Raw genomic sequence first — 12,893 nt, 5'->3', positions numbered from 1 at the left:
TATCATACCAAATTCTAGCCAGAAATAGAATGGAAGTAAATAACTACTTTCTATGCAAAAAGACAGACCCGAAAGTCTGCCTTTTGTCTATCCTTTGCGTATCAGGTAAATGATTCGCCGTCAACATAGGTCGTGTAGATATGTTCATCTTCCACCGGATCACCTTGGATGGCATGAATGATTTTCTCGGCAGCGACCATGCCCCAACGGTGTTTCGAGTAAGCAATCGTTGCCAAACGTGGTTGCACAAAGGCACCCAGTTCCGTATTATCAAATCCAATGATTCGGATGTCTTTGCCTATTTGATACTCTGTTTCTCGGACATATTTGTACACACCGATCGCCATTTCATCATTAAACGCAAAGATATCGATTGGCCCTTGTTGTGGCTGAGCCAATAAATCTTTGGCGGCTTGGTACCCTGAAGGTTCCGTAAAGTCACCCGGAATGACTTCGTAAGGGACGCCGAAACGCGTCAGTTCTTTGGTGCTGGCTTCTAGACGCTCATGACTGTCATACCCTGTTTCAGGACCAGCCAGCAAATAAACTTTTTCGCTTTGTCCAGCAATCAATCGATCGATTGCCAATGCTGCACCGCCTTTGTTGTCCAATAATACTTGATAGATATTCTCATGAGACAAGACCCGGTCCAAGACAACGATTTGATGGCCACGCTGTGCGTATTGCAAAATTTCGTCTTCTGGGAAAGTCCAATCCAATATAATCGCGCCATCAATCATCCGTTCTGGAATAAACAAATGTGATTTTTTGCCGCTGCACACAATCATTTCATAGCCGAACAGTTCCAAGCCTTTCTTGATACCATCTAGCAGTTCGCCATAGAAACTCCCGGCATAATCTGCCAAATAGACCCCAATAATATTGGTTTGTCGGCGTTTGAGTGAGCGAGCCGCCATGTTCGGAACATAATTCAATTCCTTCGCAATCGCTTGGATACGCGCACGGGTTTCCTCAGTTACTTTCGGGCTGCCATTTAATGCATATGATACAGTGGAAATGGAAACCCCCGCTTGCTGGGCAATATCTTTGATTCCTACCATGGCTTCTCCTTTCTAGCGATAAATATCGATTGTATTGTCGCTGTTATTCAATAATTGGCAGAAGGACTCTTTTTCAAAAGAAATCGCTCCTTGCCGATAACGATTGTCCGTAAAATCCAATGGCTGCGCTTGTCCGTTGATGACAACTTTCGCCTCGGGGGCTTCATGAAAAATCAAATGAACTGGGTAATCATATATCTGATAGGTCAATGACAATCCGTCAAGTTCTGACGGTAGCACTGGATCCAACTCGAGATGATCGACATACACACGAATCCCCAAGACTTGACTGATCAATTGGTTGAGATAGATACCAGGTCCGCTAGAGTAAATACGCCAGCCGCCTTTGACACCAACCGTTCCTTCTTTCAGTTTACCAAAATTCTCTTGTGCTTGGTACCTTGTTTTGAAGTCGCCGTCAGAACTGCTGAAGTAAGCATTGGCTTGACGCAGCTCAGCATTTTGCACCCGTTCTTTGATTTGGATTGGATTAATGACACCCAACGCATGCCAAGTTTCTTGTTTATTGCCTAGTTTAGCCATCGCTTCCGTAAAACGGATGTGGGCATGTACATATTGCAAGCCAATCTCACGGCCAAAGTTCGCGGCTTGTTCTGCCCGTTTGAAGTTTGTGCTGACACCGCCTTGATATTGCGCTGGGCGATTCATCAGACGGACACCATCTGGAAACTGCAGATGTTCTTTGATGATTGCCAAGTGGTGATCCGCTTCTTCTGGTGAGAGTAATTCCCCAATCATACTTTGCTGCATGGGCAGTAATCGGTATTGGATGCCGGTTTTTTTGTCCGTCGGATGAACCATCAATTCGACATGGTCTTCGTCTTCCATATAGACAAACCCTGGCAATGTCCCATCTGCCAACATATAGGTTTCAAAATCTTTTTGCACACCTGCTGCAAGTGTAGTCAAATGCGCGGCATATTCGGCATCATAAGCAGCCAACTGCTTTCCTAATTTTTTCAACACTTCATACGTCAACGCAACGGTCCAACTGCTGGCCATGTGTTTTTTCAACTTGCTGTTGTTCGGCTGCAAGGTATCATCCCAATCCCCATCGCCATAACAAGACAAATAGGTACCCGGTAAGAAGTTGGCTTCAATATAAGCAACTTCTTTTTTCAAATGATCGAACAAAGGCGCGGAGGCTGTTTTCTCAAAACTGTCTCGGTCGGTATAGGCAATTTGTTTTTCCAAAATAGTGTAATCTTTGGTTTTTTCCAAATAGTCACTAACGACCTTCATTGGCCAAACGATGACATCGCCATGACTCTCATCAGCTTTTTGCTTTTCATATCGGTCAAACATAAACCATTGCGGCCAGTTGCCATCATCTTCAAATTGATTTTCAAATAGATGCTCAATGATCGATGCAACCATTTCTGGACGATTAAAAGCCAAGAAGTATTCCGTCGGTCCCTGTGACACATCGCGGGTGCCCCACGCAGCGCCGCCATATTGCTCCAATCCATGGGGCGATAAATAATGAACCAGCATATTGTGGGTATACCACCGGGCCAATATATTGAATGATGCGACATCGGCGCTGTCATGGTGTAACTCAAATTGGTGCAGCAATGAATGGATAAAGTCCGTATACGCTTGATCTTCGGCTGCATACTCACTTACCTGCGTGTGATATGGCGTGTTGTCTAATGTGCCTTGAATAACAAATGATACTTCCTGTTGATCATCAAAACGCAACACGGTCAGCGCAGCTTCCTCACTGATGGGGGTGACATTGAATAAGGTTTCATTTTCGACAGTAAAGGGTTGTTCAGCCGCTAGATAATAGGTTAACTCTGGGTATGCGTCATGGATTGGTGATGCTGCTGATCCTTTGATCGTCACGCATTGATCTGCAACCTCAAGGGCGACAGTCGGCGCACTATCATCGACACCCATCACAAATTGATTGCTGATCGCCCAAGTATACGATTGCTGCTGCTCGCTATGGATCGTTGTGGTGATCTGACGCCCTTCTAATTGCGTATAGGTGGTGACTTTGATCACGTCATCGGCTAATTTATAATACCAAGTTGCTGAATTTAAGCCCATCTCAAATGCTGAAGGCATGGTCAAGAGCCGCCATTGGTCGGCTTCTTTCAAGTAGATCCGCTGTCCTGACTGTTTGATCAGATTCAAGGCATTGCGGCTGTTGCTCAACAATTTGTTCATAGACGTATTGCCTAGTACGATCTGAGAATTAAAGATGCCGCTCATATAAACCGTCGTACTCATGATTGGCTGATCCACTGTCAGCGACTGCCCACTCAAAAGGATGTGCCCGTGACTGCGTTCCATATGGGCTTCTTTGTCCTTGAGGACCACATGATGATACGCATCAGTAAAGAAAGAATAGGTTTGCCCATCAACAGTTTCAATCGCTTGTCGCTGAGGAAAACGGGCTACGATCTCAGCTTCAGTCCATGTTTCTCCTACAACGACAGGTCCTAATTTTTTCGCTGGCATATTTTGTCCGCCAAGGTCTTCAAACACCAATTGATCATATTGTGTCTGTAATGCCGCCACCGAAAATTGGGGTCCAGTGACTGCTTCTGCTTGATTCTCTTTGACTGCGGCATAAAACACGATGTCCGTTGGTGTATCGCTTAGTTCTAGCCATTGGCTTTGCAGCGCAATATACGCGCACTCATATTGATAGACTTCATTTGGTAATCGCTCATGCTGCAATGCTTCGGGACTGTTGCTTGTTTTATAGCTTCGGCCAAAAAATTGATAGCCGTCCGTGGCATAGCCCTTTAGGGATTGGAAACTGCCTTGTTCCACCAATGGGAATTGCCCATTTTGTGGTTGGTTTTGACGGGAAGAAACTGTGATCCGCCCTTGACTTTCCGTTACATGATGATCGATATATTGCGAGACATAGGCTTCATTCGATTGAACGGCACCTTTAGCTGCATTGCCCAAATCTTGTCCGTAAACAACATCGGCTTTTCCACTTCCGCTTAATTGGACACGCCAAAACCAAACATTTTCTGCCAGTTGAAAATCAACTTGATAAGCCACCGATCGATACTGTCCAGACCATTGTACTTGATGTTCATTATACGCAAAGGTACTGCGGGCATTCGAACCGATCAATGGTGTAAACGATATTTCTCCCGCCTCTTCGATGCGCAGATACAGCTGATTCAAGCTGCCGTCTAATGGATTTCCATTAAGTTGGTTAATCATTAAATCATGGTTTTGGATCTCATATAAATCCCCCGTCGGTAAAAAGACGGCTGTCGTATCGGCATTGGCCACTTGTATTTTTTTCGTCATAAAAACCATCCTATCTTAAACTAATTGCAGTGTTGTCTCCTGCAGATCACGACTATTTGGTCCAACCATGATCTTGAATTGTCCAGTGTCACTCGCCAACTGTTGATTGCTGTGGACATAACGCAATTGGCTTTCATTGATGGCAAAGGTCACTTCTTTGGTTTCACCCGCAGCCACTGTTACTTGCTGGAAGTCCTTCAATTCTTTCACTGGCCGAACCACTTCCCCTACTACATCCCGTACATATAGTTGCACAGTTTCGGTGACTGAGTGATGACCGTCATTTTGGATCGTGACTGACACGTGCGCCGTTTGTTGTGCATCGATTTGTGTGGTATCGATCGTAAGGTTCGTGTAAGTGATGGGACTATAACTAAGACCAAACCCGAAAGGATATTTGGCATAATTAGATACATCCAAATATTTCGACACATATTTTTCGTCTGGCGCTTTTTCATAAGGTCGTCCCGTATTGTCAACATTGTAGTAAATCGGTACTTGTCCCACTGTTTCTGGGAAAGACATGCTCAAACGGCCGCTCGGGCTATCTTCTCCCCACAACAGCTCTGCCAATGCGCTGCCGCCTTCTGTACCAGGGAACCACGCTTCAAGGATTGCTTGGGCTTGATCGACTGCTTGCAAGTCCAATGGTCGTCCGTTGAACAAGGTTACGACAATATTTGGATTGTGCTCTTTCAACGTATCAAATAGCGTCCGTTGGGCTTCGGGGAGGCGAATATCACTGCGACTCGCCGCTTCTCCACTCATCCATTCTTGTTCTCCTAAGGCCAAGACAACTTTGTCCGCTTTTTGAACAAGCGCTACTGCTTCTGCAATCGCAGCTTCACTTGGCGCAAAATAATCAAATGCTTCAGTGCCATAGATGACTTCAGCACCAATTCCTTTGGCCCCTTCCACAAGATTGATGACTTCTTCTTGCTTGCCTTGCCATGACCAAGCACCCAGCAAATCTCTTGATTGCGCACCAGGACCGACGATGGCGACTGTTTCTTGTTTCTTGAATGGTAAAATGCCCTCATTCTTGAGGAGGACCATTGATTTCTTGGCAATATCTTTTGCGATCATGCGGTGATCCTCAGAAAGCACGACTGCTGCTTCAGCTGCTTCATCGGCACCACGGTATGGATTCTCAAAGAGCCCTAGATCATTTTTCAAGTTCAAAATACGCAGAACTGCTTCATCTAACAAGGCTTCATCAACAGTGCCTTCTTCAATCAGTTCTTGTAGATGATCGGTGTAGCAAGTGGTCATCATTTCGATATCGACGCCGGCTTTGATCGCCAATTCAGCAGCATGCTTTTCGTCTTGTGCTGCACCGTGGGCAATGATTTCGATAATTGCACCCCAGTCAGAGATCACCACGCCTTCAAAGCCAAATTCTTTGCGCAGCACATCTCTAAACAACCAACGATTGGCAGTGGCTGGAATGCCGTCCACTGTGTTGAAGGAAGTCATCACCAATTTCGCACCCGCATCCAACGCTGCTTTATAACCGGGTAAATAACTTTCCCGCAATTGACGTTCTGACATATTGACCGTATTGTAATCACGACCGCCGATGGCAGCGCCATAGGCAGCAAAGTGTTTGACACAAGCAGCGACCCGGTTGACATCATTGGTCAAGTCATCCCCCTGATACCCTTTAACGAAGGCTTCCGCAAATTTTCCATTCAAATAGGCATCTTCTCCGGTTGATTCCATGACACGGCCCCAACGCGGATCCCGCACCAAATCGACCATTGGTGAAAAGGTAACATGCAATCCTGATACTGCCGCTTCTTTGGCTGAAACTTCGGCCATTTGTTCCGCTGCTTTTAAATCCCATGAGCTGCCGAGGGCAAGAGGAATCGGGAAAATCGTCCGAAAGCCGTGGATGATATCTGCCATTAAAATCGTTGGAATCTGCAACCGATTGTTTTTGATGTAGTCCTTTTGCACCCGGATCGCTTCTTTGGCGCCAGAAACCCCTAAAGTAGTCCCTGCATTGTTGATATTTTCTTGGGTCAAGCCTAAGTCACTCATTGGGCCAGTTTTTTCTTCTGCTTTATCGGAATAAAAAGCAGCTGCCAATTGTAAAAGCTGATCAATTTTTTCTTCGATGGTCATTTCTGATAATAACGCGGTTAGTTGTTGTTTTTCCATTTTTCTCATTCACCCTTTTCTTCAAATCGTATGTCTGCTTCTAGCGGAAAGTGATCCGACGGAAAGCGCCGGTCACAGGCATCGGTGAGACATGCTGTTTTTATGACTGTAAATCCCTTAGTGTAGATATAATCAATTTCTTCTAATGCTGACCAAGGCATGTTGTATGCAAAATTTTGATAAGATCCTTTTGGTCCATAGTGAGGTTGCAGACCATTTTCTTTGGCATTGCTGAACATCGTTGCCAAGTAATCATGCACGCCTTCTGTTCTTTCGGCATTCAAATCTCCCATCAGCAAAACGGGATAGCTGGTGATTTTTTCTGCCAATTGGGTCACGATCACTTTCATTCCCTCAAAACGAGCGGTTTCTGAAATATTGTCCAAATGTGTCGAAATCACCAGAAAGGCGGGGCCTTCCTTCGGCTGCAAGATGGCCCAAACACAAAGTCTGCGATAGGCTGCCTCTGGATGAATACTCGGCTGATCTGGTGTCAATGACAACCAAAACGAACCTGAATCAATCAAAGCATAGACACTGGGTTTGTAATACAAGCCAATTCCCTCTCCTTGACCATCGCCATCTCGCTCAGCTGTGATGCTGTGGTATTGGGTCAACTTTTTTAGATCTTCGATTTGTGTGGGGCGGATTTCTTGGACTGCCATTAACGACCAGTCGTGATAATTGATCAAGTCTAATACTTTATCCGCTCGGTAACTCCACTGCCAGTCTTGGTCGTAGTCTGTATCGACACGGAGATTATACGTAGCTACTTTCATTGCACATTCATTCCTTTTGCTTATCTTTTGCCAATAATTTTGTGATTTTCTGCATTTCTCGACGGATCTGTTTGGCTTCACCGCCGCCATGGCCTTTGTTCAAATAAATCGTCAATTGCTTGGGCGAAAGAATTTTTTTATAGGAAACGAAGAAGTCCGTCATCGGGCAAACCGGGTCTTTGCTGCCCACCGATGTGAAGACGGGGCCAGTGATGTCCTGCGCCACATACTGCAAGTCATAATACGACATCACTTCTTGGATCTGCGGGGCCAATGCTGGATGCTGGATGCAATAATCTTGGATCACACCATAACTGCCGGTTTTCTGAGCCATACGGTGCAAAATATTGGAGTGGCTAGGTACATCTGCAAAGGTGGCAAAAATCGGGCATGCGGCCAATGCATTGACCCATAATGCGACCCCTCCGCCTTGCGATCCTCCCCGCAAGATGATCCGGTCTTGATCTATCTCGGATAATGCCTGCGCGACTTCTAACGTTCGTAAACTATCTGCGATCAATCGCTTCATATAAAAATCTTCTTGTTTCAAAATCCCTCTGCCAAAAGGCATCTCATGCTGCGTTGTTTCGTAAGGAACATTATCTTGTGTCTTGCCGCCTTGACCGCGATTGTCAATCACCAAACAGCCGCAACCAATCAATGGCCAATGGGCAAACTGAAATGGTTCTTGCAAGTGATTCATATATCCTAAAAATTCGATCACCAACGGACAGGGGTTCGTCACTTGAGGCAGTAATAAGAAACCATAGATTGTTTCATTTCCCAAACTTTGAAATGAGATCTGATAGCTATCAATATCCTTTAACAAGGGTACCAGCCGTTCTTTCTTCAATTGCAGCGGAATCGATTGACTCTCGGTACGCACTTGTTGCCAAAATTGCGTTCTTTTAGCGGTTGCCTTCGTCATAGCTTGGCTCCTTTGCTAGTACTTTATTGAAAAACATGATTTGCACATATGCCGATCCAGAAATACCTAAACAGATAAATAAAAATAGATTGATTTTGCTGCACAACACAAACAATGCGATCGGGATCACCAATAAGATAATGGCATTGGCCGTACTACTTAAGACCGCATAGGCTGTCTCTCTCAGCGTTTCTTTCACTGAATACTTGAACAAGCTATATAAGATGATAAATACAATCAAAAACAAGCCTGCCAAACTGACCAGTATCACTGATAAGACACCAAAGTAAGGCGTGATCATCATCAAACTATAAATGATCGCCATGACACTGAGCACATAACCGAACGCAATCCCTGTCAGTTGAAAACCGCGTCTAAGATTGCTGACAAACGCTTGTCGGTATCTTCGCCAGACCGGCAAATCTTTCTCTTCTATCAACTGCCCGATCGTTTGATAGAGGGCGATCAATGCAGGACCTGCAAACACGATTGTCATCGCAGGAAGCAGAAAAAGAAAACTCAGGATAATCATATCTGCCAGAAAAGCAAATACGCGATAGTACCAGCCTTCATAAGAAAATAGTTGTTTCATGATGTGCCTCCAATCGTAAGGATCGTTGCTGTTGTATCAACAAAAAACGGGAAGAGGAAAGGTCGGTTGTTGGCTTCGCTTTCCTCTTCCTTTCTATCGTTTTATTCTAGTTTTTCTCGGTTCTCAGCCATTTTTTCAGTTTTGATTTCTTTGATTGCATCCCAATTGTTGCTATCTAGGAAACTTTCAAAATCAGTCAAGGTTGTGTCAAAGGCCGCTTCGTCTTTTGAACGAATCAATGAAATAATGGTGCTGTTGGTTTTGGTCTTGATTGCGGTATTTGAACGCGCTTCCGCTGTTCCAGCATCAGGATCTGTATTTTCAATGACAAAGTGCGGATACAATTTGCCTTCGCCCCATTCTTGCATTTGTGTCAAAGCATTTTCTGTTTTGACTTTCAATGCATTGGCACGGTCATTGTTGAAGTAGTTGAAACGACTGATGCCATATTTTTTGTTGTAGGCTTCGTTGTCGCTTTGTTCCATTTCTTTCACTTCTGGCAAATAATCGATTTTGCCTTCGTCATTGTAGGCATACGTCACATCTTCCACACCAAATTTGGTCAAGATTTGTCCTGGTTCGTCAATCAAATAGGTAAATAGTTGTGTCACTTTTGCAGGATCGACAGCATCTTTGGTGATATAGTTGATCAACCAGCCTGAAATCCCTGTTTGGTTCAAAGTTGCTTCTTTGCCTGATGTGCTGGCAGGCGCATCAATGGCGATATAGCGTGTATCCGAATTGTTCATGAATTCAGTGAAGTTGCCGCCTTGGCCACTTGTACCTGCGACTAATATCGTTGCGTAGTCGCCTTTTTTGACTTTTTCGTCATAGGTTGGGCCATCGTCTGTGAAACTATCGTCACTGATATTGCCATCACGATACACTTCATTGAAAGCTTTTAACCAAGTGATATATTCATCATCTAAATTACGGTCATAGAAGTTGCCATCTTCATCTTCCAAAGGAACACCTAAGAAGTCTTGTAGTTTATCAGAGAACGGTCCTGCTGTTTCGCCAATCGTTGTAAAGCCCATTGGTGTCAAATCAGGATATTTGTCAGCAATCTCTTGCATCACTTTGACAAAGTTTTCTGGTGTTGAGACATCTGGTTTACCCAGTGCTTCATAAACATCTTCTCTGATCACAAAGTTATCATTGACTGGAATATTGCCGCTTTCATAGTCTGCTTCAGTATTGGAATAGTTCGGATAGCCATATGTTTTGCCGTTGTCTAATGAGAACCAATTAAAGGTATCTTCTGTTACAACATCCATTAAATAAGGATCATATTGTTCAGCTAAATCATTCAATGAATAGGCCCAGCTGTCCGCTTTGACTGCTGCTTGACTGGTTTTGTCCATCAAGGTTACGATGTCTGGCATATCACCACTTGAGATCAGCGCGTTCAGTTTGGAATCATCCCCAGAAATAAATTCAATATCAATATTTAAATCTTCTTTGATTTGTGCCGTCGTGACATCTTCACCAAAAGGCAAGGCTGTCCAATCTGAGTTGATGTACCATGTGATCTTGGTGGTTTCTTCTTTGGTATCCAATTTCCAAGCAGGAGTACTTTCATCTAACTCATACCGATCTTTGATTGAGAAATCTGAGCCACTTGCATCATCTGAGCTGCCGCCGCATGCTGCCAAGCTGAGTAATGCTGTTGTCGCCAATAAACCGCCTAATACTTTCTTCATGTTCTATCCCTCTTTCTATTCTTTTACTGCACCGGCCATCATTCCGCCGATAAAGTGTTTTTGAAGCAATGGATAAATAATTAAAATCGGCACTGTCGTGATCACGATCGTTGCCAATTGCACCCCACGGGTCGTTGCTTGGACGATAAAGTCCGTACTGCCGCTTTCTGTCATCGAACTTAGATTCGAACGTACGATGATTTCATAGATTTTCATCTGCAATGGATAGAGATATTCTTTGGTGATATATAACTTAGTAGTCATGAAGTCATTCCATTGCCCTACACCATTAAACAAGATAATCGTGGCCAAAGCCGGTTTCGTTAATGGCAAAAAGATTTTGTAAAAAATTTGAAATTCACTGGCACCATCGATCTTAGCCGACTCTTCTAGTGACGGCGGAATTTCTCGGAAAAAGTTCATCAAAATCACGACGTCATAATAACTGAATAATGCTGGGATGATGTAGACCCAGAAAGAATCCAATAAACCCAATGAGCGAATCAGCAAGTAGGTGGGAATCATCCCGCCACTGAAATACATCGTGATTACGCCTAATGTGGTATAAATATTTCGACCAATCAAACGAGACTTACTCAAGCCATAGGCCACCACCGCACAAAAGAGTGTGTGGGTCGATGCGCCAATCACAGTTTTTAAAACTGAGATCAAAAAAGCTCTCGGAATACTCGCATCTGACAAGACTTTATGATAGTTTTCCCACGTGAAGCCTTTGGGCCATAAAACCAAGCCATTTCCTGCTAATCCTGAACCAGAGGAAACCGACGAAACCAAGATATTCCATACTGGCACGATGATCAGCAATGAAAAGATGATCAAAATCATTGTATTGAAGAAATAGAACCAGCTGTTTTCTGTTTTTTTTCGTTTAATCATGTGCTTTCCTCCTATAAGATCACTGAGTTGCCGTTATTCAATTTCCGCGTCACCCGATCGGTGATTACCAGAAGGATCACTGAAATAATCGCTACCCCTAATCCGACTGCCGTTGCATAAGAGAAATCACCTTGGGTCAGACCCATTTTATAAACGAAAGAGTTGATGACTTCTGACTTGTTTTGGTTTTGTGAATTCATCAAAACCAATGTCTGATCTAAATTCGAGCCCAAGATACCACTAACATTCAAAATCAAATTCAATGAGATGATCGGTGTTAACAGCGGCAATGTGATCGAACGAATTTGACGCAACTTGCTGGCACCATCGATTCTAGCCGCCTCATAGAATGTAGGATCGATCCGCGACATACCCGCTAAGTAGAGAATAGTTCCCCAGCCCACTTCTTTCCATAAATCAGAGAGCACAGCGATCCACCAATATTTATCAGGATCCAATAAATGATTGACACCCTTGTCCATCAACCCAACCGCCATCAATACTTGATTGATAAACCCGTTTGTTGATAACCAAGAAATCATCATGCCCCCCAAAACGATCCAAGAAAAGAAATGGGGAATGTATGAAACCGTTTGAATAATTTTCTTCAAGCGACCATCCTGCATTTCAAAAATCATAATCGCCAAAATAATCGGAATCGCAAAACCCAATCCCAGTTTCAACATACTGATTGCCAATGTATTGCCCACGGCTTCCCAGAAAAAACTATCACTCATGATAATGCGGAAATTTTCTAAACCCACCCATGGTGCTGATGAAATCGTGTCAATCACTGTATAATTTTTGAACGCGATGATAATGCCATAAATTGGAATATAATTAAACACGATCATAAAGGCAACACCTGGAAAGACCATCCAGTGCAGCTGCCGCTGGCTATAAATCTTTTGCAATTTACTCATATCCGTAATCCCTTCCTTTTTTGCCCTTAGAAAAACTTTTTATGTTTGGTGAAACGTTTCTACAAACAGAGTATAAGTGGTGGCGAACGAAAATGCAAGCCTTTTCAATTAACTTTTTTCTACTTTTTCCGCTGATTACTTTTCAAGTGTTTTTTTTAGTTAAGTGATAAATTTCACAATTTAAAGACTGGTATATCAGCAATTATCGATCTTTACCTGTTCCTTCTTTCGTAAAAAATCTCGGAACACTTTATTTAGCACTGTTTTACTGGATACATGGAATTATCGAAACGAGAAGAAACGTTTCACTAAGAAAAAATAAAACAGCAACTTAACAAGCTTGCTGTCAAAATATCCTGTAATTTAAAATTTCTTTTTATCATTATTGATACCTTTGTTACCGATAGGATTCCAACTATTCCTATGCTTAATAGAGTTCGATTGGACAACCTATAAAAACTATTAAAAAAATCAAAAAAAATACATTTTTTTATATTTAATTACAAATAAAGGCCAAAATATTGTATAATCAACATAATAG

General features: G+C 43.3%; 9 protein-coding genes. All 9 read right to left on the bottom strand.

Annotated elements, in window-relative coordinates; translation table 11 throughout:
* Positions 1–101 precede the first annotated feature (101 nt).
* The gene (locus A5886_RS01910; protein WP_086273375.1) at positions 102–1,061 is read right to left on the bottom strand and encodes a LacI family DNA-binding transcriptional regulator; all 960 of its coding nucleotides are present in this window, start codon (positions 1,059–1,061) and stop codon (positions 102–104) included.
* Positions 1,062–1,073: 12 nt separating this feature from the next.
* Positions 1,074–4,367 carry a GH36-type glycosyl hydrolase domain-containing protein gene (locus A5886_RS01905; protein ID WP_086273374.1) on the bottom strand — a complete coding sequence of 1,098 codons (3,294 nt, stop codon included), beginning with the start codon at positions 4,365–4,367 and terminating at the stop codon, positions 1,074–1,076.
* Positions 4,368–4,382: 15 nt separating this feature from the next.
* Positions 4,383–6,530 (bottom strand): glycoside hydrolase family 3 N-terminal domain-containing protein, encoded by a 2,148-nt coding sequence (locus A5886_RS01900; RefSeq protein ID WP_086275956.1) that lies wholly within the window; start codon positions 6,528–6,530, stop codon positions 4,383–4,385.
* Between the two features lie 5 nt (positions 6,531–6,535).
* The gene (locus A5886_RS01895; protein WP_086273373.1) at positions 6,536–7,309 is read right to left on the bottom strand and encodes an endonuclease/exonuclease/phosphatase family protein; all 774 of its coding nucleotides are present in this window, start codon (positions 7,307–7,309) and stop codon (positions 6,536–6,538) included.
* A gap of 7 nt (positions 7,310–7,316) precedes the next feature.
* Complete coding sequence (locus tag A5886_RS01890; protein WP_086273372.1) at positions 7,317–8,237, bottom strand: acetylxylan esterase; 921 nt, start codon at positions 8,235–8,237, stop codon at positions 7,317–7,319.
* The gene (locus A5886_RS01885; RefSeq protein ID WP_086273371.1) at positions 8,218–8,829 is read right to left on the bottom strand and encodes a DUF624 domain-containing protein; all 612 of its coding nucleotides are present in this window, start codon (positions 8,827–8,829) and stop codon (positions 8,218–8,220) included. The genes A5886_RS01890 and A5886_RS01885 overlap by 20 nt, the downstream gene beginning before the upstream one ends.
* Positions 8,830–8,930: 101 nt before the next feature.
* A complete protein-coding gene (locus tag A5886_RS01880) occupies positions 8,931–10,532 on the bottom strand; it encodes a type 2 periplasmic-binding domain-containing protein (protein ID WP_086273370.1) in 1,602 nt (533 codons plus the stop codon).
* Positions 10,533–10,547: 15 nt separating this feature from the next.
* On the bottom strand, positions 10,548–11,429 hold the full coding sequence (locus A5886_RS01875) for a carbohydrate ABC transporter permease (RefSeq protein ID WP_086273369.1): 882 nt from the start codon (positions 11,427–11,429) through the stop codon (positions 10,548–10,550).
* An 11-nt stretch (positions 11,430–11,440) separates the two neighbouring features.
* Entirely contained in the window at positions 11,441–12,352 is a 912-nt protein-coding gene (locus A5886_RS01870) for an ABC transporter permease (RefSeq protein WP_086273368.1), read from the bottom strand.
* Positions 12,353–12,893 lie beyond the last annotated feature (541 nt).

This window comes from Candidatus Enterococcus testudinis, from assembly GCF_002140915.1.
GTDB lineage: Bacteria > Bacillota > Bacilli > Lactobacillales > Enterococcaceae > Enterococcus_D > Enterococcus_D testudinis.
Note: the sequence above shows the minus strand (reverse complement) of the source record. Positions and strands in the feature narration are given on the sequence as shown.